This is a genomic window from Caulobacter sp. GW821-FHT10F06 (assembly GCF_058809215.1).
Genome location: NZ_JBXASK010000005.1, coordinates 184,852 through 208,507, shown reverse-complemented (window position 1 = coordinate 208,507; position 23,656 = coordinate 184,852). Strand labels below are relative to the sequence as shown.

Genomic DNA, 23,656 nt, shown 5'->3' with positions numbered 1-23,656 from the left:
CATGCAACAAAGCTCCTACACCTTCGACGAACTCCTGGCTTGCGGACGCGGCGAACTGTTCGGTCCCGGCAACGCCCAGCTGCCGGCGCCGCCGATGCTGATGTTCGATCGCATCGTCCGGATCGAGTCCGAGGGCGGCAAGTACGGCAAGGGCTATGTCGAGGCCGAGTTCGACATCAATCCCGACCTCTGGTTCTTCGCCTGCCACTTCATCGGCGACCCGGTCATGCCGGGCTGCCTGGGCCTGGACGCCCTGTGGCAGCTGGTCGGCTTCTTCCTGGGCTGGTCTGGCGGTCCCGGCCGCGGCCGGGCCCTGGGCGTCGGCGAAGTGAAGTTCACCGGTCAGGTCACGCCGGACATCAAGAAGGTCGTCTACAAGATCGACCTCAAGCGCGTGATCATGCGCAAGCTGGTCATGGGCATCGCCGACGGCGTCCTGGAGGCCGATGGCAAGGTGATCTACGAAACCAAGGACCTGAAGGTCGGCCTGTTCACCGCCGAGCAGATGGCGTCGTGATCCAGCCGTAGGATCGGCCGTTAGAGAGTCGGTCCCCTTTGGATCCGGGGAGAGAAGAGGAAGTTTCATGCGTCGCGTCGTCGTAACCGGACTGGGTATCGTCTCGTCCATCGGCAACAACGCCGCCGAGGTGCTGGCTTCGCTGCGCGAGGCCAAGTCGGGCGTGGTCGCCGCTCCGGACTATGCGGAGCTGGGCTTCCGCTGCCAGGTCCACGCCACCGTCAAGCTCGACTCCTGGGAAGCCCTGGTGGACCGCCGCGCGGCGCGTTTCCTGGCTCCCGGCACGGCCTACGCCCATATCGCCATGGAACAGGCGATCGCGGACTCGGGCCTGGAAGAGGGCGACATCTCCAACGAGCGCACCGGCCTGATCGTCGGTTCGGGCGGGCCGTCCACCAAGGTGATCGTCGAGGCCGCAGCCACGACCAAGGAAAAGGGTCCCAAGCGGATCGGTCCGTTCGCGGTGCCCAAGGCCATGAGCTCGGGCCCGTCGGCGGTGCTGTCGACCTGGTTCAAGATCCGCGGGATCAACTATTCGATCAGCTCGGCCTGCGCGACCAGCGCCCACTGCATCGGCGCGGGCGCCGAACAGATCCAGCTGGGCAAGCAGGACATCGTCTTCGCCGGCGGCTGCGAGGAGCTGGACTGGACTTTGTCGAACCTGTTCGACGCCATGGGCGCCATGAGCAGCAACTTCAACGACCGCCCAGCCGTGGCCAGCCGCGCCTATGACAAGGACCGCGACGGCTTCGTGATCGCCGGCGGCGCCGGCATCGTGGTGCTGGAAGAGTACGAGCACGCCAAGGCGCGCGGGGCCAAGATCTACGGCGAGCTGGTCGGCTACGCCGCCAATTCGGACGGCTACGACATGGTCGCCCCGTCGGGCGAGGGCGCGGCGCGCTGCATGAAACTGGCCATGGCCGAGGCCGGCGGCCGCGCGATCGACTATCTGAACCCGCACGGCACCTCGACGCCGGTCGGCGACAGCAAGGAGATGGGCGCGGTGCGCGACGTCTTCGGCGACAAGGCCCCGCTGATCTCGTCGACCAAGTCGCTGACCGGCCACAGCCTGGGCGCGGCCGGCGCGCAGGAGGCGATCTATTCGATCCTGATGCTCGACAACGGCTTCGCCGCCCAGAGCGCCAATATCGAAAACCTCGACCCCGAGTTCGCCGACCTGCCGATCCTGCTCGAGCGCTCCGACAAGCCGCTGACCACGGTGATGTCCAACAGCTTCGGCTTTGGCGGCACCAACGGCACGCTGATCTTCAGCAAGGCCGACTAGGATCCGGGAGGCTTGGTGACCGCACGCCAGGCCTTCGACCTTTTTCGCGTCGGCCGGACCGCCGAGGCGGCCGAGGTCTGCGAACGGGTCATTGCCGACAACCCGACCTCGATCGAGGCCTGGCACCTGCTGGGCGCGGCGCGGCTGTCCTTGGGCCTGACCCAGGAGGCGCTGGTCGCCCTGGACCGAGCCCTGGGCCTGGATCCGGTCCGCGCCGGCGTGCTGTCGGCCCGGGCGGCGGCCCTGGTCGCCCTGGGGCGCGACGACGAGGCCCTGGGCGCCTGCGAGGCGGCCCTGGCCCGCGATCCCGACAATCCGGTGGTGCTAAACGCCAAGGGCGTGGCCCTGCGCCGCCTGGGGCAGCCCGACAAGGCTCTGGAGGCCTACCAGGAAGCCCTCGTCCTCTCGCCGGGCTTTCCGGACGCCCTGTGCAATCTGGGCGTGGCGCTGTCGGACCTGGGCCGCTTCGACCAGGCTCTGGCCGCCCACGGCCGCGCCATCCAGGCCGCGCCTCGCGATCCCAAGGCCCTGGCCAATCGCGCCGCCCTGATGGCGCTGCTGGGCCGCCCGGCCGAGGCCGCGCTCGACCTGGAAGCGGTGGTCGCCTTGGACCCTCGCTATCCCCGCGCCCTGGGCGACCTGCTGCACGCCCGCCGCCAGAGTTGCGACTGGCGCGACGACGCCGCGCTGAAGGGTCTGGTCCGCGCCGAGTTGGACGCCGGCCGCCTGGCCATCAGCCCGTTCGCGGCCCTGGCGGCGTTCGACGATCCGGCCCTGCACAAGGCCTGCGCCGCCCTCGCCGCCCCTGAGGCCGTCCCTCCGCCGTCATGGCCCGAGCGCCCGCCGGGCGAGCGCATCCGCGTCGCTTATCTGTCGGCCGACCTGCACGATCACGCCACCGCCCGTCTGATGGCCGGCGTGCTGGAAGCCCATGACCGCGCGCGCTTCGAGATCATCGCCCTCTCCTACGGACCCGACCTGAAGGGTCCCATGCGCGAGCGGCTGAACGCGGCGTTCGAGCGGCGGATCGACGTGCGGCGGATGTCCGACGCCGCCGTGGCCAGCCTGGCCCGGACGATGGGCGTCGACATCGTCGTGGACCTGAAGGGCTACACCCAGGACGGCCGTCCTGGGATCCTGGCCCATCGCGCCGCGCCGGTGCAGATCAGCTGGCTGGGTTATCCTGGAACGCTGGCCGCGCCCTATGCCGACTATGTGGTCGCCGATCGCGTGGTCCTGCCCGCCGGCGCCGCGCGCGATTTCACCGAGGCGGTGATCCGCCTGCCGCTGTACCAGCCCAACGACGCGCTCTCCCCGCCCCTCTCCGCCCCCGTACGCAAAGCGGTCGGCCTGCCGCGCGACGCCTTCGTGTTCGGCTGCCTGAACAACCCCGGCAAGATCACGCCCGAGACCTTCGCGACATGGATGGACATCCTGCGCGCCGCGCCCGCCAGCGTGCTGTGGCTCTACGCGGGCGCGCCCGGCGTCGAGACCAACCTCCGCGCCGAGGCCGCCAAGGTTGGGGTCGATCCGGCCCGGCTGGTGTTCGCCGCGCCCGCCCCGCACGCCGAGCACCTGGCGCGCCAGGCCCTGGCGGATCTGGTGTTGGACAGCTGGCCCTATGGCGCCCACACCACCGCCAGCGACGCCCTGCGGATGGGCGTTCCGGTGCTGACCCTGCCGGGCCGGAGCTTCGCCAGTCGCGTGGCCGCCAGCCTGCTGACCGCCCTGGACCTGCCGGACCTGATCGCCGCCGATCCGGCGATCTACGTGGCGACGGCCACCGCGCTGGCCAAGGACCCCAAGGCGCTGGGCGCGCTCAAGCAAAGGTTGACCTTGGCGATCGAGACGTCCTCCGCCTTCGATCCGAGCGCCTTTGCGCGGACCCTCGAAGCCGCCTTCGAAACCGCGCACCAAAGGCGTCTGGCGGGTCTGGCGCCGGCCGATCTCGACATCGCTTGAGCCTCTCGCGCGACACGCGACCTGAGGTTGATTTGATCTGCGCCAACCGGTTATGAAAGGATCAGTGACCTCCGGGGGCGGCGGACGATGCGTATCCAGGACGAGGCTCCGATCCCTTGGGTCGAGAGCGATCGGGTCGAGACCTATCTCGCCGCCGTCGGCGCGGACGCGGCCGAGCGCGCCTTCGTCACCGACCTGCAGCGCGACGGGGTCGCCATCATCGATCTTGGACCCGAAGGCCTGGCGCTGTGCGACCAGGTCGTGGCCGAGACCGAGAAATACTTCGCCAAGGGCGCCCGGCGGGCCCAGGACGCCTGGCGACGCTCGCCGGCGGTGCGGACCCTGTCCACCTTGCCGATCATCGAGCAGCGCCTGCGCCTGGCCTATGGCCGCCGACCCTTCGCCTTCCAGACCCTGAACTTCCTGGTCGGCAGCGAGCAGCGGGCCCACAGCGACGCCGTCCATTTCCACAGCGAGCCGCAGCGTTTCATGTGCGGGGTCTGGTTCGCCCTAGAGGACGTCGCGCCCGACGCCGGGCCGCTGTTCTATCATCCCGGCAGCCACCGGCGGCCCGTGTTCGGCATGGCCGAGGCCGGGATCGCCGATCGTGTCCCGACCGTCGAGGACTATGAGCGTACCTACGAGCCCGCCTTCGCCCGTCAGCTGGACGATGCGCCCCAGCTGGCCCTGCTGAAGAAGGGCCAGGCCCTGGTCTGGGCCGCCAACCTGGCCCACGGCGGCGCGGCCATCGGCCGGGAGGACGCCACCCGTCGCTCGCTGGTGACCCACTATTTCTTCGAGAACTGCCTCTACTACACCCCGCGCTATTCCAATCTGGCGCGCGGCAAGCTGCAGCTGCGCCTGCCCTCGAACCTGCGGACCGGCGGCTGGGTCTGGCCGCGCCTGGACGGCAAGCTGGCCCGGGTCAGCGCCCGCGCCGTCGCTGGTTTCATCGGCCGGACGGTGCTGCGGACGGTCCGCGCCTACTAGCCCCGGGGCGGGCCCGGGGGTTCCACGGCGCGATGGGTCCTGCTAGCTAGCGGGCAAGGATTTCAGGAGAGCCAACCCATGGCCGACGATTACGCATTTCCCAAGGGCGAGCTGATGCGGGGCAAGAAGGGCCTCGTGATGGGCGTGGCCAATCACAACTCCATCGCCTGGGGCATCGCCTCGCAGCTGGCCGCCCAGGGCGCGGAAATGATCTTCACCTACCAGGGTGAAGCCCTTGAGCGTCGCGTGCGCCCGCTGGCCGAAAGCATCGGCGTCACCACCCTGGTGCCGGCCGACGTCACCGACGACGCTTCGATGGACGCCGCTTTCGCCGCCATCGAGGAAAAGTTCGGCACGATCGACTTCGTCGTCCACTCGGTGGCCTTCGCCAACAAGGACGAGCTGAAGGGCTCGTTCGTCGACAACACCACCCGTGACGGCTTCCTGCTGGCCATGAACATCTCGGCCTTCAGCTTCGTGGACGTCGCCAAGCGCGCGGCCAAGATCATGCCCAACGGCGGGTCGCTGATCACCATGACCTATCTGGGGTCGGAGCGGACCATCCCGAACTACAACACCATGGGCGTGGCCAAGGCCGCCCTGGAAGCGGCGACCCGCTATATCGCCCGCGACCTGGGCCCCAAGGGCATCCGCGTCAACGCCATCTCGGCCGGCGCCATGCGCACCCTGGCCCTGGCCGGCATCGCCGGCGGCCGCGGCATGATCGCCCAGGGCCGGGCGTTCAGCGCCATGAAGGAAGACACCTCGATGGAAGGCGTCGCCGGCGCCGCCCTGTGGCTGGTCTCGGACCTGGGTAAGTCGACCACGGGCGAAGTCGTTCACGTCGACGCCGGCTTCCACATGATGGGCATGCCCGACGAAGCCGAAGCCTAAGGCTTGGTTTGAGCCGTCGTGCGTCCTTCGAGGCTCGCCGACGGCTCGCACCTCAGGATGAGGACGGTTGTGTCGAATCCCTCATCCTGAGACGCCCGCGCAGCGGGCCTCGAAGGACTCAGGACCTTACGGCGCGTAGGCCCGCAGGAACCGCTCCGCGGCCTCGCCCGCGAGGCTGTCGAACTCGGCCTCGGTCTTGTCGGACGGAAGGCGCAGCAGCGAGCGCAGCTGGCTGTGGCCCATGACCATGCCGGAGAAGAACTCCGCCGCTTGGTCGTAGTTGTCGACCTTCAGCCGGCCCAGGCGCGTCTCGGTCTCCAGGAACGCCGCCAGCTGTCGGCGCGCGTGGCGCGGCCCGGCCTCGAACACCTCGTGGGCGATGTCGGGCATCTCGCCGGCGCCCAGCATGATCACCCGCATGATTGAATAGCTCTTGGTGGTGATCACCGTTTCCAGCATCGAGCGGGCATAGGCCGTCAGGGCTTCGCGCGGATGGTCGACGGCGCCCGGATCGCGCAGCGGCGCGGTGATCTGGGCCACGCGGCGGGCCATCAGGGCCCGCATCAGCTCGGCCTTCGAACCATAGTGGTTGTAGACCGTCTGCTTGGAGACCCCCGCGCGGCGGGCGATCTCCTCCATCGGCGCCGACAGGCCGCGCTCGCCGATCACCTCGACCGCGGCGTCGAGGATGGCCTCGGTCTTGGCGACGTCGATCTGTCCGGGAACCCTGGGCATCAGTGGGCGTCCGAGGGCGGCGGCGGGGCGTTTTTGGCCGGCTTGGCCAGCAGCGACACCCCGGCGGCGACGAAGCAGCCGATGGCCAGCAGCGTGAAGCTGTCGCCGAACGCCATCACCGTCGCCTGCTGTTGCAGGAAGCCGGAGAAGGCCTTGCGGGCCGCGCCGTCGGGATCGGACACGCCCAGCTGGGCCATGCGGGCGGCCAGGCCCGTCATCATGGTCGAGGCCTCGACATTGCCCTGGGCCACCTTGGACGACAGGTCGTTGTAGTAGAGCGCCGTCTGCTGGGTGATGCTGGTGGCCAGCAGGGCCAGGCCCATGGCGCCGCCGGTGTTGCGTGACAGGTTCACCAGGCCGGAGGCGTTCTTGACCATGTGCTGGGGCAAGGTGCTCATCGTGATCTGTTGCGTTGCAATCATGGCGATCATGACGCCGACGCCGCGGCAAGCCTGAACGCCCGCGAACTCCCAGAAACCCCAGTCCTTGGTCACGCCGTGGGCCATGTACATGCCCCAGCCGGCCAGAAGGAAGCCGATGAACATCGGCAGGCGCGGATCGACCTTGCGCACCAGGCGGCCGGCGATCGGACCGGTGGCGAACATCGACAGGCCCGAGATGATCATCGTGGTGCCGACCTCGGACGCCGAATAGTGGCGCACGCGGCCCAGGAACTGCGGCAGCAGGAAGGTGCCGCCGAACAGGCTGGCGCCCGACACGGCCGTCATCGCGACGCCGATCGAGAAGTTGCGATTGGCGAAGGCCCGCAGTTCGACGATCGGGTTGTTGTAGGTCAGGGATCGCCAGACGAAGAGCACGCCGGTGACGGCGGCCAGGACCGACAGGCCCAGGATCAGATCGTCCTCGAACCAGCTGTTCTTGGCGCCCTCTTCCAGCACGAACTGCAGGCTCATAAGGAAGGTGGCCATCACGCCCAGGCCGAACCAGTCGAAGCCCTTGGAGAGGCTGGGATCGCCCTTGTCGAACTGGCCCCAGCGGGCGACGCCGAACAGCACCACCAGACCGGTGGGCACGTTGATGAAGAACAGCCAGCGCCAGGACAGCCACTCGGTCAGGTGGCCGCCCAGGGTGGGGCCCACCGTGGGCGCCAGGGTGACGATCAGGCCCATGATGACGCTGGCGGTGATCCGGCGTTCGGGCGGGAAGGCGGTGAAGGCCACTGCGAATACCGTCGGGATCATCGCCCCGCCGATGAAGCCCTGCAGGGCCCGCGTCAGGATCATCATGTCGATCGACGAGGACAGGCCCGTCAGCACGCTCATGACGATGAAGCCGGTGCACGAGGCCAGATAGACCTTCTGCGTGCCCCACAGCCGCGACAGATAGCCCGACAGCGGGATCATCACGACCTCGGGGATCAGGTAGGCGGTCTGGATCCAGCTCACCTGGTCGGCGCTGGCGCCGACCCCGGCCTGGATCTGCGGCAGCGAGGCCGCCACGATCTGGATGTCGAGAATGGCCATGAACTGGCCGATGACCATGGCCCCGAAGCCAAGCATCAGCTTGGTCCAGTCGACCTGCGGCGTGGCGGGCGGCGCCGCGGCGGCGCCGGAAGCGGGGATGGCGGCGGCGGTCATGGCCGGGCCCTTAGCGGGTCGAACCTTCGCGGGCGACCTGCGGCGAGATCTGGCCGGCCTCGGCGAAGGACGGACCCGAACGATCGCGCACGTCGACCTTGATCTCGACCGACAGACCCGGGCGCAGGGCCGCGCCGTACTTGGAGCGGTCGACGGCAATCTTCACCGGCAGGCGCTGGGTGATCTTGGTGAAGTTGCCGACCGCGTTCTCGACGGGGATCAGGGCGAACTCCTGGCCGGTGGCCGGGGCGAAGCTGTCGACCTTGCCGTGGATGACCTGCTTGCCGAAGGCGTCGGCCTTGATCTCGACCGGCTGGCCCACACGCAGGCGTGAAACCTGGGTTTCCTTGAAGTTGGCGACCACATAGCTCTGGCCCAGCGGCACCACCGACATCAGCGAGACGCCGGGCTGGACCAGCTGGCCGGGACGCACCGAGCGGGCGCCGACGACGCCGGCCACGGGCGCGCGGATCACGGTGCGGTCCAGGTCGAGCTTGGCCTGCTCCACGGCGGCGTGGGCGGCGGCGGCCTGGGCGATGGTCTGGGCCTTGGCCGAGCCCAGCGACTGGGCGGCGCGCTTCTCGGCCTCGAGGGCGGCCTGGGCGCTGGCGACGGCGGCGGCCGACTGGGTGGCGCCGGCCCGGGTGGTCTGGACCTTTTGCTGCGAGACCCAGCCTTGGTGGGCCAGGCTGTCATAGCGGTCGAGATCGGCCTTGGCGCGGCTGGCGTCGGCCTGGGCGCTGGACACCCCGGCCGCCTTCTGGGCGATAAGGGCCTGTTCCAGCGACGCCTTGTCGTCGACCGCGCTGATGGCCGCGTCCAGCGCCTGGGCGTTGGCCAGGGCCTGGTCCAGCTTGGCCTGGAAGGTCGAGGGGTCGATGCGGGCCAGCACCTGGCCGGGCTCGACCCGCTGGTTGTCGGCCACCAGCACTTCGATGACGTTGCCGGAGATCTGCGGGCTGACCTGGACGGTGTCGGCCTGGACGAAGGCGTTGTCGGTCGACTCGAACCGCTCCTTGTCGATGAACCAGAGCGTGCCGCCGACCGCGATCGCCACGACGGCGACGCCGCCGACGATCATTGGAACAAGCTTCTTCTTTTCTGACGCGGCCATGACCCAATACCCCGAACGAACCCAACAGCTCCGATGCGCCGGATAGAAGGGTCCGGCGCGCTCGGCAAGTGATAAATGGACGCACCCGTCCAGAAATCAACAACCGCTGGGCAAAGAGTTTCGCGGGCGCGGTTAACCGCCTGGCGATCAGGCCGCGCGGCTTCTCGGACGGTCTTCGGCGTCGGCCAGCCGGAAGCGCGCGACCAGGCGCGACAGTTCCGCCGCTTCGTTGGAAAGGGCGTGGCTGGCGGCGGTCGATTGCTCGACCATGGCGGCGTTCTGCTGGGTGGCCTGGTCCATCTGGTTGACGGCCGTATTGATCTGGGCGAGCCCGGTGGCCTGCTCCTCGGCCGAGGCCGCGATCTCGGCGACCGTGCGGTTGATCTCGACGACGCCGGCGGTGATGCGGCGCAGGGCCTCGCCCGTTTCGCCGACCAGGCCCACGCCTTCATCGACCTGCTGGGTCGAGGCGCTGATCAGCGCCTTGATCTCCTTGGCCGCTTCGGCGGAACGCTGGGCCAGGGCCCGCACTTCCTGGGCGACGACCGCGAAACCGCGACCCGCCTCCCCCGCCCGCGCCGCCTCGACGCCGGCGTTGAGGGCCAGGAGGTTGGTCTGGAAGGCGATCTCGTCGATCACGCCGATGATGTTGCCGATCTCGCGCGACGAGTTCTCGATCTGGCCCATGGCCGCGACCGCGCGGTCGACAACTTGGCCGCCGGTTTCGGCGTCCTTGCGGGCGGCCTCGACCGACCGACGGGCCTGGCCCGCGCCCTCGGCGCTGCGGCGCACAGTGGCCACCAGCTCGTCCAGGGCGGCGGCGGTCTCTTCCAGCGAGGCGGCCTGCTGTTCGGTGCGGCGCGACAGGTCGTCGGCGGCGTGGCTGATCTCGCCCGACCCGGCGCTGATGCCGCCGACCGCGCCGTTGATGACGCCCATCGTCTCGGCCAGCCTGTCCATGGCGGCGTTGAAGTCGCCCTGCAGCTTGCGATAGCTCTCGGGGAAGGTCTCGTTCAGGCGGAAGGTCAGGTCGCCCTTGGCGAGGCTTTCCAGGCCCTCGCCCACCCGGGCGACGACGGCCGACTGCTCGCGGGCCGAGGCGGCGCGGCCGGCCTCGTTGGACTGGCGCTCGTGCTCGACCTGGCGGCCCTGGCGCTCAGCCTCGGCGGCCAGGCGCAGCTTCTCGACGGCGGCTTCCTTGAAGGTCAGGACAGCCGCGGCCATGCCGCCGATCTCGTCCTTGCGGCCGGTGGCGGGCACGAGGACCTCGTTGTCGCCGTCGGCCAGGCGGCGCATGGCGGCGGTCATGGCGGTGACGGGCGCGGCGATGGCGTTGGACAGCAGCCAGCCCATCAGCACGGCGATGCCGACGGCGGCCGCGCCGCCGACCACCAGGGTGATCGTGGCGGCGGCGAAGGCGGCGCGCTGCTCGGCGGCGCGATCCTTCAGCTGGCGCTCTTCCTCGTCGGCGATGGTCTTGAGCACCTTGCGGATTTCGGTCAGGCGACCGCTGGAGCCGATCTCGGCCCGCGCGGCATCGACCGTGGCGGGGTTGGCCGCCTCGGCCATCTGCTTGTCGGTTTGCTGACGGAAGGTCGCCACCGCTGCGGCCAGCGCGTCGGCGCGGGCCTTCTCGTCGGCGTCCTCGACGCCGGCCAGCAGGCGCTTGAAGTTGTCGTCGTACTCCGCGCCGTACTTGCGGTACTTCTCGACGAACGACGGGTCCAGGCTGGCGACATAGCCGCGCGTGGCGTTCTGCTGCTCGACCAGCGCCGTCGACGTATCGGCGATCGCGTCGATATAGGCATAGCTGTGCTCGTTCAGCCGCGTGATCTTCTGGATCGACGACAGGCTGCCGCCGACCATCGCGCCGGCGGCGGCGACCGCGGCGACGAGAATGGCGAACGCCAACAAAAGCTTGTGCGCAACCTTGAGATTAGACATTGGCCTGGTCCCCAGCCGAGTTCGTGGGGAAATGTGTGCGTCCGCAAGGTTAACAAACGTCTATTGTCTTGAATTCAACCAGTGTTCGCTGGGCGCTTAGCGGCTGAAATCGTTTTCTGGCAGGTAAAACTAAGCTTGTCGGGACTCGTCGCGACGTTTTGTCGCGTCAAACTGATCCTGGGACTGTTTCGGTCGAATAGATGTCCGTCGTCTGACCAAATATCTATATTGGAAGACGTTCGCGATCAGCCTCGGCGAGGCTTAAGGTCAAGCTGTGACGACCGGTCGCAATTTCAGCTTGCGCGAGAATCGATACACACTAAAAGCCGTCCCCCATCGCAACCAAGTCGAGGGGAGCGCGTATTGCCCCTGCGGCCTCAGTTCGCCGCTCGTCTACGCCCGCGCTGAAGGATGCGCCGATGAACGTTCAACCCCCGATCGGTCAATCGCCCCTGGGCATGTTCCGCCCCGTGCTTTGGGTCGCCGCGACGGCCTTCGCCGCCGGCTTCGGCGGCTACCTGTTCCTGGGCCTGCGCGCCATCAACGGCTGACGCAGGGTCTCAGACCCCGGTCGACCCGAAGCCGCCGGCGCCCCGGTCGGTGGCGTCCAGGTCGTCGACCTCGACCAGCGCCCACTGCGGCGCGGCCGCGATGATCCCCTGGGCGATGCGGTCGCCCCGGCGGACGGTGAAGTCTTCCTCGCCCAGATTGATCAACAATACGCAGACCTGGCCGCGATAGTCGCTGTCGACGGTGCCGGGCGCATTGACCACGGTCACCCCGTTCTTGAACGCGAGACCCGAACGCGGGCGAACCTGCATCTCGTAACCGTCCGGAATCGCGACCGAAAAGCCGGTCGGCGCCATGCAGCGCGCGCCGGGCCTCAGCACGATCGGCGCGTCTTCGGGCACATGGGCCCGCAGGTCGAAACCGGCCGCACCCGCGGTGGCGTAGGTCGGGACCGGCAGGTCGGCGTTGCCGTCCCAGCGCTTGAAGAGGATCGTCTGAGCGGACATGCGGCGGTTCCTTGAAGAGACGGACCGGCTCTAGCTGATTTGCCGACCGTCAGGCCAGCCCTAGGCGAGCGCCTTGGCGATCCGATCGGCGATGGCGCGGGCCACCTCGTCCTTGGCGGCGCGCTCCCAGCGCTCGGTCCCCTCGCGGGTGACCAGCAGCACGGCGTTCTCGTCGCCGCCCATCACGCCGGGTTCGGTGACGTCGTTGGCGATGATCCAGTCGCAGCCCTTGCGCGACAGCTTGGCCCGCGCGTGCAGTTCGACGTCATTGGTCTCGGCCGCGAAGCCGACCACCAGGCGCGGACGATTGGGGCCGGTGGCCGACACCGTGGCCAGAATGTCGGGGTTTTCGACGAAGGTCAGGGCCGGCGGACCGCCCTTTTCCTTCTTCAACTTGGTCCCGAAGGCCTCGTCCACGCGCCAGTCGGCCACGGCGGCCACGAACACGCCCACATCAGCCGGCAGCGCCGCCTGGCTCGCGGCCAACATCTGGCGGGCGGTCTCGACATCGATCCGCGTCACGCCCGGCGGGGTGGGCAGGAAGACCGGTCCGCTGACCAGGGTGACCTCGGCGCCCAGCTGCGCCAGCGCCTCAGCGATCGCGAAGCCCTGGCGGCCGCTGGAGCGGTTGGTGATGCCCCGCACGGGGTCGATGGGCTCGAAGGTCGGGCCGGCCGTCACCAGGGCCTTCTTGCCGGCCAGAGGCTTCGCGGCGGGCCCTTCGAGGGCGGCCATGATCGCCGCGAAGATCGTTTCCGGCTCGGCCAGGCGGCCCGGGCCAAACTCGCCGCAGGCCATGGCGCCGTCGTCGGGACCGACGAAGGTCACGCCGTCGGCCTTCAGGGCGGCGATGTTGCGCTGGGTGGCTGGGTGCAGCCACATCCGCACGTTCATGGCCGGCGCCATCAGCACGGGCTTGTCGGTGGCCAGCAGGGTCGTGGACGCCAAGTCTCCGGCCAGACCGTGGGCGGCCTTGGCGATCAGGTCGGCCGTCGCCGGCGCCGCCACCACCAGGTCGGCCGAGCGCGACAGCTGGATGTGGCCCATCTCGGCCTCGTCGGTCAGCGAGAAGAGGTCGCCATAGACCTTGTCCTCGGCCAGCGAGCCCAAGGACAGCGGCGTGACGAACTCGGCGCCGGCCTTGGTCAGGATCGGCCGCACGCCGACGCCGGCCTTGCGCAGCAGGCGCGTAAGCTCCAGCGCCTTATAAGCGGCGATCCCGCCCCCGACGATCAGAAGAACCCGCTTGTCGCTCACGCCCGGCGTCTCCGCTTTGCCTTCCGCTCTTATGGCCCATGCGACGCGATCCGCCAAAGGACAAGCTGATGACGGACTCGACTCTCGTTCCACTTTCGTTCATTAATCGGTAAGGTTGAATGAATGGGGCAGTGAGATCATGGGGTTGAACAGACTTTCCACCACGACGACGGCGCTTCTGGCGACGATCCTGCTGGCGGGTTGCGACGGCGGCGCCTCGGCGGTTCGCGCGCCCAAGGCGGGCGAACGCACGGCGTCGGCCGATACGACCGAGGCGCCGGTCGCCCCCTCCGGCGAGGCCCGGCGGCAGGATCCGCGCGACGCGCCTGTCCGCCTGGTGGCCGGCAAGCCGTTCTGGGCGGCCAACCGCACACGTAGCGCCGAGGAGAACGCCCAGCGCGCCTTCGAGCGCAACGGTGAGACCTTCGACGCCAAGACGGTCGACGACTATGTCGTCAAGGTTCACGCCTTCGTCGATCATCCGCCCAAGGGCGTCGAGACGTTGAAGCGGTCGAATGGCGACACGCTGATCTACGATCCCAAGGACAACGTCTTCGCCGTCGTCTCCCGCGAGGGCGCGCCGCGCGCGATGTTCAAGCCGGACGACGGCGAGAGCTATTGGGATGTGCAGAAGACTCGCGAGGCGCGCCGTGCGACGGCCGCCCGCGAAAAGGACCAGACCGACAGCTGATGCGTGCGCTCGCTCGCATTCCGCATCGCGCCTGAGATTTTCGCTTCCGTGCGGATGCGCGCCGCGCGTTCGCACGGAGATTTTGCCGTTCGCCAGACCTTCGGCCGAAAATTGGCTGAAAACCGCGAAAAACAGGCCTTTGCGGCGCTGTGGGCGAGTTTCGAGAAACCCTTACAGGTCAATCGTTTGGGGCGCTTTAAGCGAAAATCGCCCTCCTCTCACAAAAACGACGCCTCCCGGAGTACGGCAAGGCGTCGTTCCATGCGCCACAGAGGCGATTTCGAAAGGCTCGAAAAAGGGCGCGATTGCACCCTTTTGCGTGCAGACGATCAGACCCCGCGGGTCAGTCGGTTGCAGAGGTCGTCGAGCTGCTCGAGCGTCGTGTAGCTGATGGTCAGCGTGCCCGAGCCCCCGCGATGATCGATGACGACGTCGAGGCCGAGCACCGACGACAGGTCGGCCTCGAGGGCCTGGGTGTCGGTGTCCTTCACGCGCGGCGGACGACCGCCCTTGTTCTTGGCCGGACGCGCGTCGGGCGTCTTGCGGGCCAGAGCTTCGGTGTCGCGAACCGACAGACCCCGGTTGATGATCTCGCGCGCCAGAGCGGCGGGGTCCTCGGCGGCGGCGATGGCGCGGGCATGACCGGCCGACAACTCGCCGCTGACCAGGTGCTGCTGAACTTCCTCAGGTAGGGCCAGCAGGCGCAGGGTGTTGGCCACATGGCTGCGGCTCTTGCCGATAGTCTGGGCGATGTTCTCCTGGGTGCGCTCGAACTTGTCCATCAGGACGCGGTACGACAGCGCCTCCTCCAGAATGTTCAGGTCGGCGCGCTGGACGTTCTCGATGATGCCGATTTCCAGCACCGCCAGGTCGTCCAGCTCGCGCACCATGATCGGCACGCTGCGCAGGCCCGCCCGCTGGGCTGCGCGCCAGCGGCGTTCGCCGGCGACGATCTGGTATTCGCCCGCCGCGCCCGGAGCCGGACGCACCAGGATCGGCTGCAGCACGCCCTTCTCGCGGATCGAGTTGGACAGCTCGACCAGGTCTTCCTCGCGGAAGGTCCGGCGCGGCTGGTCGGGATTGCGGCGCAGCAGTTCGATCGGCGCCTCGTTGGTCCCACCGACACGCTCGCCCGGCGCCTGGGCCGGCGCGGAGTCGACCTCGCCCAGCAGGGCGGACAGACCGCGTCCCAGACCCCTGCGCCCTTCGGCCATACCCGGCTCTCCCACCACGGCGGACTCCATCACAAACTAGAATTTCAGGATCGATTGGACTTCAGGAACGTCAGGCGGCCTGAGCGGCCTGACGGGTGCGTTCGCGGTTGATCACCTCGCGCGCCAGCTTCAGGTAGGCCTGGCTGCCGGCGCATTTGATGTCATAGAGCAGCACCGGCTTGCCGAACGACGGCGCCTCGGAGACGCGGACATTGCGCGGGATGACCGCGTCATAGACCTTGTCGCCGAAGTGCGCGCGAACATCCTTGGCCACCTGCTCGGACAGGCTGTTGCGGCGATCGTACATGGTCAGCACCACGCCCTGGATCTCCAGGCTCGGGTTCAAGCTGCCGCGCACGCGCTCGATGGTGCGGATCAATTGGGTCAGGCCTTCCAGCGCGAAGAACTCGCACTGCAGCGGCACGAACACCGCATCGGCGGCGGTCATGGCGTTGACCGTCAGCACATTCAGCGACGGCGGGCAGTCGATCAGCACATAGGTGTAGTCGCCATGAGCGCGCAGCGGCTCCAGCGCATCGCGCAGCCGGTATGACCGACGAGCCACCTGGCTCAGTTCCAACTCGACGCCCGACAGTTCGGCGTCGGCCGGTATGACGTCGAGGCCCGGCAGACTGGTGGCCACGGCCGCGTCGACGACGGGCGACTCGCCCATCAGCACGTCATAGAGCGTGGTGCGGCGCTGCTGGCGGGTGATGCCCAGGCCGGTCGAGCAGTTGCCCTGCGGATCGGCGTCGATCAGCAGGACCTTCTCGCCGCAGGCGGCCAGGGCGGTGCCCAGATTGATGGCCGTGGTGGTCTTGCCCACCCCGCCCTTCTGGTTGGCGACAGCGAGAACGCGGAGCGGTGGCTTAGCGGACACGGGAAAGCCTCTTTACTTGAACGATCCGACCGCGAGGGTCGCTTTGGCTAGGTCGCAACTCGGACTCGAATTTCCAAGACGCGGCGGCCTCGGAAAGCTCGGTCGCGACATCTTGTCCTTTCAGGAAAAGACCCGTCGCGCCGCGCTTCAGATAGGGCTCGGAGAAGCCGAGCAGCTTGGTCATCGGCGCGCAGGCCCGCGCGGTGACGACGTCGACCTTCAGGGCCAGCTCCTCGGCGCGGACATTGTGCACCTGGGCCGGCAGGCCCAGCGCCTTGACCACCTCGACCAGGAACTTGCAGCGCTTGGTCATGCTCTCGATGAGATGGACCTTGGCGCCGGGGGCGTCCTTCAGAAGTATGGCCAGCACGATGCCGGGCAGACCGGCTCCGGCGCCCAGGTCGGCCCAGACCTTGGCGTCGGGCGCCATCGGCAGCAGCTGCCAGCTGTCCAAGGCATGGCGAGTCCAATAGGTGGCGATGGTCAGCGGCCCGACCAGGTTCATCACCTCGTTCCATTCGGCCAACAGATTCTGATAGCGCGCCAGATCGGCCAGCTGACCGTCGGTCACGCCGGTCAAGGCCTGGAAGCCGGCCGCGTCCAGAACGGGTTCGGGAGCGAGGACGGTCTCAGGCGGCATGCGAGCGCCGCACGTGAGCCAGCAGCGCTGTCAGCGCGCCCGGCGTCACGCCCTCGATGCGCGCCGCCTGGCCCAGGGTCAGAGGCTTAACGCGCGTTAGCTTTTCCTTGATCTCGTTGGAGAGGCTGCCGACGGCCCGGTAGTCGAGATCGGCCGGCAGGCGCAGGTCTTCTTCCTTGCGGAACGACTCGGCGTCGGCGCGCTGGCGGTCGAGATAGCCGGCATAGGCGGCCTCGATCTCGATCTGCTCGCGCACGGCAATGTTCCACGTGAAAACCTCCGGCCACACCCGGCCGAGATCGTCGAGCGTGACGTCCGGATAGGCCAGCATGGCGAAGACGTCGCGGCGCTGACCGTCGGCATTGACCTTGAAGCCGGCCTTCACCGCCTCGGGCGGGGTCAGGCTGACCGAACGGGCGAAGGTGCGAGCGGCGTCGAGATCGGCTTTCTTGGCCGCCCAGGCTTTCGCCCGCACCGGACCGACGACGCCCAAGGCGATACCGCGATCGGTCAGGCGCTGGTCGGCATTGTCGGCGCGCAGTGTCAGGCGGAACTCGGCTCGGCTGGTGAACATGCGATAGGGCTCGGTGACGCCGCGCGTGACGAGGTCGTCGATCATCACGCCGATATAGGCCTCGTCCCGCGCGAAGGTCGCGGGCTCCTTGCCTTGAGCCGCCAGTGCGGCGTTGAGACCGGCGACCAGGCCTTGAGCCCCCGCCTCCTCATAGCCCGTCGTGCCGTTGATCTGGCCGGCCAGATAGAGACCCGGCAGACGCTTGGTCTCCAGGGTCGGGAAAAGCTCGCGCGGATCGACATAGTCGTACTCGATCGCATAGCCGTATCGCTTGACCTCAACGGCCTCGAGACCCGGGATCGTGCGCAGGAACAGCAGTTGGGTCTCTTCGGACACTGAGGTCGAGACGCCATTCGGATAGACCGTCGTGTCGTCCAGGCCCTCGGGCTCCAGGAACACCTGGTGGCTGGTCTTGTCGGCGAAACGGACGACCTTGTCCTCGATCGACGGGCAATATCGTGGGCCTATCCCCGTGGCGCGACCGCCATAGACGGCGGACTCGCCCAGGCGATCGGCGATGATCTGGTGGGTCTCTGCAGTCGTGAAGGTGATGCCGCATTGGATCTGCGGCACCTCGATCTTGTCGGTCAGGAACGAGAACGGGATCGGCTCCTCGTCGGCGGCCTGCATTTCCAGGCGATCCCAGGCGATGGTCGAGCCGTCGAGGCGCGCGGGGGTGCCGGTTTTCAGACGTCCCATGTGAAAGTCGAGGGCGTAGAGGCGATCCGACAGACCGATCGACGGCGCGTCGCCGACCCGACCGGCCGGGGTGCGGGTCTCGCCCAGATGGATGAGGCCCTTCAGAAAGGTGCCCGTGGTGAGGACGACGCGCCCGGCGCGATACCAGACCCCTGCCCCATCGATCACACCAGCGACGACACCATCCTCGACGATCAGGTCTTCCGCCGCAGCGGCGATGATGTCGAGGTTTTCCGTGGCATGGAGCTCGACCTGCATCGCCTCGCGATAGAGCTTGCGGTCGATCTGAGCGCGAGGTCCACGCACCGCAGGACCCTTCGAGCGGTTCAGCATGCGGAATTGGATGCCGGCCTTGTCGGCCATGCGCCCCATCACCCCATCCAGCGCGTCGATCTCACGGACCAAGTGACCCTTGCCCAGGCCGCCGATGGCCGGGTTGCAGGACATCTCGCCGATGGTCTCAAGCTTGTGGGTCAGCAACAGCGTGCGAGCGCCCGTGCGCGCGGCGGCGCTGGCCGCCTCGCAGCCGGCGTGGCCGCCGCCGATGACAATAACATCCCAGGTGTTGGACAAGGTACGCGCCTCAATGCGAACGCCCCCGATCTCTGGCGGGGGCGCTGGACTCACATATACGCCTTCAAGGCTAAAAGGTCGACGCGAGTCCGCAGGCTGCGGCGACGTTTCACGTGAAACACTCAGGACAGAGCTGTGATCAGCCTGTGGACAACCTGTCGACGTTTCACGTGGAACATCACTTGCCTATGCAGAAGCTGGAAAACACCCGGTCCAGTACATCCTCGGCGTCGATGCGGCCGGTGATCTTGGCCAGCGCCCGAGCCGCTAGCCGGACATCCTCCGCTGCCAGTTCGACCTCGAGTTCGGATAGCGCTCGGCCCAGATAGGCGCGCGCTTCTCGTAAGCGCTCGGCATGACGCAGACGCGTCGCCGCCGGAAACTCGGCGCCGGACAGCGCAGCAACCACATGGGTCGTGAGATCGGACTTCAGGCGATCGACTGCGCCCTCTGACTTGGCGGTCGCCGTCCGCACGGTGAGGCCACGCGCCGCCAAGGTTTCCGTAGCCGTCGCGACCGCCTTGGCGTCGGCGATGTCCATCTTATTGATGAGCACCCAGTCGCCAGGGCCGAGGAGATCACTCCCCTCCCCTGGCGGATGTTCCACGTGAAACCCATCGACGACCCAGATTCGCAGGTCCGCATCATGGGCCCACGACCGCGCCCGGCGTACGCCTTCCGCCTCGACGACATCCGAGGTTTCGCGAAGGCCGGCGGTGTCGGCCAGCAGGACGCGATAGCCGCCCAGCACCAGGGGAACCTCGATGATGTCCCGCGTGGTGCCGGCAATCTCCGTGACGATCGCCGCTTCGCGTTCGGCCAAGCCGTTGAGCACTGTACTCTTGCCCGCATTGGGCGCGCCGACCAGGGCGATGCGATAGCCGTCCCGCACACGCCGGCCCCGCGCCACGTCGGCCAAGGCTTCGTCGACTTCGCGAGCCAAGGTCTGCAGACCGGGGCGAGCACGGGCCGCGACCTCCTCCGGCAGGTCCTCATCGGGAAAGTCAACGGCGGCTTCCAGCATGGCCAGGGCCTCTATCAGGATGTCGCGCCAGCGATCATAGCGTTGGCTCAGCGCCCCACCGATCTGGCCCAGCGCCTGGCGGCGCTGACCCTCGGTCTCGGCGTCGATCAAGTCCGCGACGCCCTCGGCCTGCGCCAGGTCCAGCTTGCCGTTCTCGAAGGCCCTGCGTGTGAACTCGCCGGGCTCGGCCAGGCGCAAGCCCAGCGCGACCAGGGCTTCCAGTAACGCCTCGACGACGGCCCTACCGCCATGCACGTGAAACTCGGCGGCGTCCTCGCCGGTATAGCTGGCGGGTCCCTCGAACCACAGGACCAAGGCTTCATCCAGCTCGACGTCATCGTGGCGAAGCCGACGAAGACCGGCCTGGCGGGGTTTGGGGACCTTGCCCGCCAACGCCGCCACCACGTCTCGCGTGCCTGGGCCTGAGACGCGCACCACGGCCACCGCCGCCCGCCCGGCCGCCGTGGCCAGGGCGAAGATCGTCTCCGTCATCAGTCGCGCTTGCCTACCGCCGCGCCGGCCGCGGCCGTCATCAGCTTGCGGAACTGGTCCTGAGCGCCAGCCCCGAACGCCATCCAGTTCTTCATGAGCTCCTCGGGGGCAAGCATGGCCATGTTGGCGTCCATGCGCGACTGCATCTCCTTGACCAGGTGGTCGTTGAGCGCGCTGACGTCGGGAAGGCCCAGGAAGGTCCGCGCCTCGACGGGCGTGCAGTCGATCTCGATGGTCATCTTCATGGCGGTTCCCTCAGGTCAGGGCACGATATTGTTATGGGCAACGCCCGACGGGTCACGTTAGAGCGCTTTGGTCGAAAGTCACATCGACCTGAAACGACGGAGAGCCCCGATGAGCGAGACCCTCAGGATCACAACGCCTGACGGCGCCTTTTCCGCCTATGTGGCGCGACCTCAGGCAGCGGGCGATGCGCCGGCCGTCGTCGTGATCCAGGAGATCTTCGGCGTCAACAAGGTGATGCGCGACATCTGTGACGGCCTGGCCGCGCAGGGCTTCATCGCCGTCTGCCCCGACCTTTTCTGGCGGATCGAGCCCGGTATCGACATCACCGACCAGTCCGAGGCCGAGTGGAAGCGCGCCTTTGAGCTGTTCAACGCCTTCGACGTCGACGCCGGCGTCAACGACATCGCCGCCACGATCGCCGCGACCCGCGCCCTGCCCGCCGTCACCGGCAAGGTCGGCGCGGTCGGCTATTGCCTGGGCGGTCTGCTGACTTTCCTGACGGCGACCCGCACGGACGCCGACGCCTGCGTCTCCTATTACGGTGTCGGCCTGGAGAAGCATGTCGGCGAGGCCGAGAAGCTGGCCCATCCGCTGCTGATGCATATCGCTGAGAAGGACCAATTCGTGCCGCCCGAGGCGCAGCAAGTCATCCTGGCCGCGCTGAAGGATCATCCGCAGATCGAGATCCACGCCTATGCCGGCCGCGACCACGCCTTCGCGCGTGAAGGCGGCGCGCACTACGACGCGGCCGACGCGGCCAAGGCCAACGGCCGCAGCCTGACCTTCTTCAAGACCCACCTGGGCTGATCCGATGTTGGCGATCCAAGCGACCAAGGCTGGCGGACCCGAGGTGCTCGAAGCCGTCGACCTGCCCGTCCCCTCTCCGGCCGCCGGCCAGATCCTGGTCAAGCATCACGCCGTCGGCCTAAACTTCATCGACACCTATCACCGCTCGGGCCTCTACCCGATGAAGATGCCGGCGGTGCTGGGGCTGGAAGCGGCAGGCGTGGTCGAGGCGCTCGGCGAGGGTGTCACCCGTTTCGCGGTCGGCGATCGCGTCGCCTACAACGGCACGATCGGCGCCTATAGCCAGGTCGCCGTCGTGCCGGCCGATCGCGCCGTGAAGGTGCCGGACGCCGTCAGCCTGGAGATCGCGGCGGCCGTCCTGCTCAAGGGCATGACCGCCGAGTTCCTCGTCCGCCGATGTTTTCACGTGAAACAGGGCGACGCCGTTCTGGTCCACGCGGCGGCCGGCGGCGTTGGCCAGATCCTGGTGCAGTGGTGCAAAAGCCTCGGCGCGACCGTGATCGCCACGGTCGGTTCGGAGCCTAAGGCCGCCATCGCCCGCGAACTCGGCGCGGACCATGTGATCCTCTATGGTCAGGAAGACGTCGCCGCTCGCGTGGCCGAGATCACGGGCGGCAAGGGCGTGGCCGTGGTCTACGATGGCGTCGGCAAGGACACCTTTGAAGCCAGCCTCAAGAGCCTGGCGCGTCGCGGCGTGCTGGCGACCTTCGGCAACGCTTCGGGACCGGTCGCGCCGTTCACGCCGCTGGAGCTGGCGAGCAAGTCGCTGTTCGTCACTCGTCCGCGCCTGTTCGACTACATCGTCACGACCGAGGAACTGGACGAGAGCGCCGAGGCCCTGTTCGCGGTCCTGGCCTCCGGCGCGGTGAAGATCGACATCGGCCAGACCTTCCCGCTGGCCGAGGCTCGTGCGGCGCACGAAGCCCTCGAAGGTCGTCGTACGACCGGCGCTACCCTGCTGATTCCGTAGGGCCGCATACCCGGTCAGCCCAACAAAAAAGCCCCGGGTCATCCCCGGGGCTTTTCCTTTGAACGTTGAGTCTGTTCGGACTCAGGTGTTCATCGATTGGAAGAAATCGCCGTTGGTCTTGGATTGGCGCATCTTCTCGAGCAGGAACTCGATGGCGTCCGAGGCGCCCATCGGGTTGAGGATGCGGCGCAGGACGTAGGTCTTCTGCAGCTGGTCGCGCGGGGTGATCAGCTCTTCTTTACGGGTGCCGGACTTCAGCACGTCGATGGCCGGGAAGATGCGCTTGTCGGCGACCTTGCGGTCCAAGACGATTTCCGAGTTACCGGTGCCCTTGAACTCTTCGAAGATCACTTCGTCCATGCGGCTGCCGGTGTCGATCAGGGCGGTGGCGATGATGGACAGCGAACCGCCCTCTTCCACATTGCGCGCCGCGCCGAAGAAGCGCTTGGGACGCTGCAGGGCGTTAGCGTCGACACCGCCGGTCAGCACCTTGCCCGACGACGGGACCGTAGTGTTGTAGGCGCGGCCCAGACGCGTGACCGAGTCCAGCAGGATGACGACGTCGCGCTTGTGCTCGACCAGGCGCTTGGCCTTCTCGATGACCATTTCAGCCACCTGCACGTGCCGGGTCGCCGGCTCGTCGAAGGTCGAGGCGATGACTTCGCCCTTCACGGTGCGCTGCATGTCGGTGACTTCTTCCGGGCGCTCGTCGATCAGCAGGACGATCAGGTAGCACTCGGGGTGGTTGGTCTCGATCGACTTGGCGATGTTCTGCAGCATGACGGTCTTACCCACGCGCGGCGGGGCGACGATCAGGCAGCGCTGGCCTTTGCCGAGCGGAGCGACGATGTCGATGACGCGGCCCGAGCGATCCTTGATGGTCGGATCGGGCAGTTCCATGTTCAGGCGCTCTTCGGGATAGAGCGGCGTCAGGTTGTCGAAGTGGATCTTGTGCTTGACGTTGTCGGGGGCCTCGAAATTGATCTTGGCCACGCCGGTCAGCGCGAAGTAGCGCTCGCCTTCGCGCGGTGAGCGGATGGCGCCGTCGACGGTGTCGCCGGTGCGCAGGCCATACTTCCGGATCTGCGACGGCGAGACGTAGATGTCGTCGGGACCCGGCAGGTAGTTGGCTTCCGGCGAGCGCAGGAAACCGAAGCCGTCCTGCAGGACTTCCATGGTGCCCGACCCCGAGATCTCCACGCCTTCCTCGGCGAGGGTCTTGAGGATCGCGAACATCATGTCCTGCTTGCGCATGGAGTTGGCGTTCTCGACCTCGAAGGTCTCGGCGAACGCCAGCAGGTCGGCCGGGGATTTCTCCTTCAGCTCCTGCAGGGACATGGTCTTGAGGCCCAGGGCGGCGACGGCGTCGGCGATGCCGGTGTCTTCCGCGTCGCCGCCGTCTTCGGACTCGGCCGATTGGGCGCCGGGCTCTTCGGCCGGGGTGGTGGTGTCGATGACGGGTTCCAGGTCGGCGGAAGCGTCGTGATCGGTGTCTTCGGTCATGTTTGGACTCAAACGGGGACGCGGACCGCGA

22 protein-coding genes are annotated in these 23,656 nt (G+C 67.9%); 9 read left to right on the top strand and 13 right to left on the bottom strand.

Annotated elements, in window-relative coordinates; genetic code table 11:
* Window position 1 precedes the first annotated feature (1 nt).
* The 5 genes from fabA to AC1RUS_RS12950 all read left to right on the top strand — a co-directional run bounded on the left by fabA (window position 2) and on the right by AC1RUS_RS12950 (window position 5,648).
* The gene (gene fabA, locus AC1RUS_RS12970) at window positions 2–517 is read left to right on the top strand and encodes a 3-hydroxyacyl-[acyl-carrier-protein] dehydratase FabA (protein WP_477034423.1); all 516 of its coding nucleotides are present in this window, start codon (window positions 2–4) and stop codon (window positions 515–517) included.
* A gap of 67 nt (window positions 518–584) precedes the next feature.
* Window positions 585–1,802, top strand: a complete 1,218-nt coding sequence (fabB, locus tag AC1RUS_RS12965; RefSeq protein WP_492916705.1) for a beta-ketoacyl-ACP synthase I — start codon at window positions 585–587, stop codon at window positions 1,800–1,802.
* Window positions 1,803–1,817: 15 nt separating this feature from the next.
* On the top strand, window positions 1,818–3,764 hold the full coding sequence (locus AC1RUS_RS12960; protein ID WP_492916703.1) for an O-linked N-acetylglucosamine transferase, SPINDLY family protein: 1,947 nt from the start codon (window positions 1,818–1,820) through the stop codon (window positions 3,762–3,764).
* Between the two features lie 87 nt (window positions 3,765–3,851).
* Complete coding sequence (locus tag AC1RUS_RS12955) at window positions 3,852–4,754, top strand: phytanoyl-CoA dioxygenase family protein (RefSeq protein ID WP_492916701.1); 903 nt, start codon at window positions 3,852–3,854, stop codon at window positions 4,752–4,754.
* 78 nt (window positions 4,755–4,832) lie between these two features.
* Entirely contained in the window at window positions 4,833–5,648 is an 816-nt protein-coding gene (locus AC1RUS_RS12950; protein WP_492916699.1) for an enoyl-ACP reductase FabI, read from the top strand.
* 126 nt (window positions 5,649–5,774) lie between these two features.
* On the opposite strand, the gene AC1RUS_RS12945 is transcribed toward AC1RUS_RS12950, so the two are convergent.
* From AC1RUS_RS12945 to AC1RUS_RS12930, 4 genes are all read right to left on the bottom strand, one after another.
* A complete protein-coding gene (locus AC1RUS_RS12945) occupies window positions 5,775–6,383 on the bottom strand; it encodes a TetR/AcrR family transcriptional regulator (protein ID WP_492916697.1) in 609 nt (202 codons plus the stop codon).
* On the bottom strand, window positions 6,383–7,981 hold the full coding sequence (locus AC1RUS_RS12940) for a DHA2 family efflux MFS transporter permease subunit (protein WP_492916695.1): 1,599 nt from the start codon (window positions 7,979–7,981) through the stop codon (window positions 6,383–6,385). Before AC1RUS_RS12940 ends, AC1RUS_RS12945 begins: the two co-directional genes overlap by 1 nt.
* A gap of 10 nt (window positions 7,982–7,991) precedes the next feature.
* Window positions 7,992–9,095 (bottom strand): HlyD family secretion protein, encoded by a 1,104-nt coding sequence (locus AC1RUS_RS12935; RefSeq protein ID WP_492916693.1) that lies wholly within the window; start codon window positions 9,093–9,095, stop codon window positions 7,992–7,994.
* 147 nt (window positions 9,096–9,242) lie between these two features.
* Complete coding sequence (locus AC1RUS_RS12930; RefSeq protein WP_492916691.1) at window positions 9,243–11,039, bottom strand: methyl-accepting chemotaxis protein; 1,797 nt, start codon at window positions 11,037–11,039, stop codon at window positions 9,243–9,245.
* Between the two features lie 419 nt (window positions 11,040–11,458).
* Between AC1RUS_RS12930 and AC1RUS_RS12925 the strand changes: the two genes are divergently transcribed.
* Window positions 11,459–11,590, top strand: a complete 132-nt coding sequence (locus AC1RUS_RS12925) for a hypothetical protein (RefSeq protein WP_492916689.1) — start codon at window positions 11,459–11,461, stop codon at window positions 11,588–11,590.
* Window positions 11,591–11,599: 9 nt separating this feature from the next.
* Here the strand turns inward: AC1RUS_RS12925 and dut are convergent, their stop codons facing one another.
* On the bottom strand, window positions 11,600–12,055 hold the full coding sequence (gene dut / locus AC1RUS_RS12920; protein ID WP_492916687.1) for a dUTP diphosphatase: 456 nt from the start codon (window positions 12,053–12,055) through the stop codon (window positions 11,600–11,602).
* A 60-nt stretch (window positions 12,056–12,115) separates the two neighbouring features.
* Window positions 12,116–13,312, bottom strand: a complete 1,197-nt coding sequence (gene coaBC, locus AC1RUS_RS12915) for a bifunctional phosphopantothenoylcysteine decarboxylase/phosphopantothenate--cysteine ligase CoaBC (protein ID WP_492916685.1) — start codon at window positions 13,310–13,312, stop codon at window positions 12,116–12,118.
* Window positions 13,313–13,451: 139 nt separating this feature from the next.
* Between coaBC and AC1RUS_RS12910 the strand changes: the two genes are divergently transcribed.
* Complete coding sequence (locus AC1RUS_RS12910; RefSeq protein WP_492916683.1) at window positions 13,452–14,003, top strand: hypothetical protein; 552 nt, start codon at window positions 13,452–13,454, stop codon at window positions 14,001–14,003.
* A 329-nt stretch (window positions 14,004–14,332) separates the two neighbouring features.
* On the opposite strand, the gene AC1RUS_RS12905 is transcribed toward AC1RUS_RS12910, so the two are convergent.
* The 6 genes from AC1RUS_RS12905 to AC1RUS_RS12880 all read right to left on the bottom strand — a co-directional run bounded on the left by AC1RUS_RS12905 (window position 14,333) and on the right by AC1RUS_RS12880 (window position 20,344).
* Window positions 14,333–15,247 carry a ParB/RepB/Spo0J family partition protein gene (locus AC1RUS_RS12905; RefSeq protein WP_492917108.1) on the bottom strand — a complete coding sequence of 305 codons (915 nt, stop codon included), beginning with the start codon at window positions 15,245–15,247 and terminating at the stop codon, window positions 14,333–14,335.
* A 40-nt stretch (window positions 15,248–15,287) separates the two neighbouring features.
* Window positions 15,288–16,097 carry a ParA family protein gene (locus tag AC1RUS_RS12900; protein WP_492916681.1) on the bottom strand — a complete coding sequence of 270 codons (810 nt, stop codon included), beginning with the start codon at window positions 16,095–16,097 and terminating at the stop codon, window positions 15,288–15,290.
* Window positions 16,087–16,737, bottom strand: coding sequence for a 16S rRNA (guanine(527)-N(7))-methyltransferase RsmG (gene rsmG, locus AC1RUS_RS12895; protein WP_492916679.1), 651 nt, complete (start codon window positions 16,735–16,737; stop codon window positions 16,087–16,089). Before rsmG ends, AC1RUS_RS12900 begins: the two co-directional genes overlap by 11 nt.
* The gene (mnmG, locus tag AC1RUS_RS12890; protein ID WP_492916677.1) at window positions 16,727–18,583 is read right to left on the bottom strand and encodes a tRNA uridine-5-carboxymethylaminomethyl(34) synthesis enzyme MnmG; all 1,857 of its coding nucleotides are present in this window, start codon (window positions 18,581–18,583) and stop codon (window positions 16,727–16,729) included. Before mnmG ends, rsmG begins: the two co-directional genes overlap by 11 nt.
* 178 nt (window positions 18,584–18,761) lie before the next feature.
* A complete protein-coding gene (gene mnmE, locus AC1RUS_RS12885) occupies window positions 18,762–20,099 on the bottom strand; it encodes a tRNA uridine-5-carboxymethylaminomethyl(34) synthesis GTPase MnmE (RefSeq protein ID WP_492916675.1) in 1,338 nt (445 codons plus the stop codon).
* Window positions 20,099–20,344: a DUF6489 family protein gene (locus AC1RUS_RS12880; protein WP_492916673.1), complete on the bottom strand. Its 246-nt coding sequence runs from the start codon at window positions 20,342–20,344 to the stop codon at window positions 20,099–20,101. The genes mnmE and AC1RUS_RS12880 overlap by 1 nt, the downstream gene beginning before the upstream one ends.
* Window positions 20,345–20,453: 109 nt before the next feature.
* On the opposite strand from AC1RUS_RS12880, the gene AC1RUS_RS12875 reads away from it, so the two are divergent.
* The gene (locus AC1RUS_RS12875) at window positions 20,454–21,152 is read left to right on the top strand and encodes a dienelactone hydrolase family protein (protein ID WP_492916671.1); all 699 of its coding nucleotides are present in this window, start codon (window positions 20,454–20,456) and stop codon (window positions 21,150–21,152) included.
* Between the two features lie 4 nt (window positions 21,153–21,156).
* Window positions 21,157–22,122: a quinone oxidoreductase family protein gene (locus AC1RUS_RS12870; protein WP_492916669.1), complete on the top strand. Its 966-nt coding sequence runs from the start codon at window positions 21,157–21,159 to the stop codon at window positions 22,120–22,122.
* An 81-nt stretch (window positions 22,123–22,203) separates the two neighbouring features.
* Here the strand turns inward: AC1RUS_RS12870 and rho are convergent, their stop codons facing one another.
* The gene (gene rho, locus AC1RUS_RS12865; protein ID WP_492916667.1) at window positions 22,204–23,625 is read right to left on the bottom strand and encodes a transcription termination factor Rho; all 1,422 of its coding nucleotides are present in this window, start codon (window positions 23,623–23,625) and stop codon (window positions 22,204–22,206) included.
* Window positions 23,626–23,656: the final 31 nt, after the last annotated feature.

Bases quoted from the DNA above. Each gene is read 5' to 3' on its own strand.
- AC1RUS_RS12905 (WP_492917108.1), bottom strand. From the start codon at position 15,247: ATGGAGTCCGCCGTGGTGGGAGAGCCGGGTATGGCCGAAGGGCGCAGG.
- AC1RUS_RS12870 (WP_492916669.1), top strand. From the start codon at position 21,157: ATGTTGGCGATCCAAGCGACCAAGGCTGGCGGACCCGAGGTGCTCGAA.
- AC1RUS_RS12910 (WP_492916683.1), top strand. From the start codon at position 13,452: ATGGGGTTGAACAGACTTTCCACCACGACGACGGCGCTTCTGGCGACG.
- AC1RUS_RS12880 (WP_492916673.1), bottom strand. From the start codon at position 20,344: ATGAAGATGACCATCGAGATCGACTGCACGCCCGTCGAGGCGCGGACC.
- AC1RUS_RS12940 (WP_492916695.1), bottom strand. From the start codon at position 7,981: ATGACCGCCGCCGCCATCCCCGCTTCCGGCGCCGCCGCGGCGCCGCCC.
- AC1RUS_RS12945 (WP_492916697.1), bottom strand. From the start codon at position 6,383: ATGCCCAGGGTTCCCGGACAGATCGACGTCGCCAAGACCGAGGCCATC.
- rho (WP_492916667.1), bottom strand. From the start codon at position 23,625: ATGACCGAAGACACCGATCACGACGCTTCCGCCGACCTGGAACCCGTC.
- AC1RUS_RS12950 (WP_492916699.1), top strand. From the start codon at position 4,833: ATGGCCGACGATTACGCATTTCCCAAGGGCGAGCTGATGCGGGGCAAG.
- rsmG (WP_492916679.1), bottom strand. From the start codon at position 16,737: ATGCCGCCTGAGACCGTCCTCGCTCCCGAACCCGTTCTGGACGCGGCC.
- fabA (WP_477034423.1), top strand. From the start codon at position 2: ATGCAACAAAGCTCCTACACCTTCGACGAACTCCTGGCTTGCGGACGC.
- AC1RUS_RS12875 (WP_492916671.1), top strand. From the start codon at position 20,454: ATGAGCGAGACCCTCAGGATCACAACGCCTGACGGCGCCTTTTCCGCC.
- dut (WP_492916687.1), bottom strand. From the start codon at position 12,055: ATGTCCGCTCAGACGATCCTCTTCAAGCGCTGGGACGGCAACGCCGAC.
- AC1RUS_RS12925 (WP_492916689.1), top strand. From the start codon at position 11,459: ATGAACGTTCAACCCCCGATCGGTCAATCGCCCCTGGGCATGTTCCGC.
- mnmE (WP_492916675.1), bottom strand. From the start codon at position 20,099: ATGACGGAGACGATCTTCGCCCTGGCCACGGCGGCCGGGCGGGCGGCG.
- AC1RUS_RS12930 (WP_492916691.1), bottom strand. From the start codon at position 11,039: ATGTCTAATCTCAAGGTTGCGCACAAGCTTTTGTTGGCGTTCGCCATT.
- AC1RUS_RS12955 (WP_492916701.1), top strand. From the start codon at position 3,852: ATGCGTATCCAGGACGAGGCTCCGATCCCTTGGGTCGAGAGCGATCGG.
- fabB (WP_492916705.1), top strand. From the start codon at position 585: ATGCGTCGCGTCGTCGTAACCGGACTGGGTATCGTCTCGTCCATCGGC.
- AC1RUS_RS12935 (WP_492916693.1), bottom strand. From the start codon at position 9,095: ATGGCCGCGTCAGAAAAGAAGAAGCTTGTTCCAATGATCGTCGGCGGC.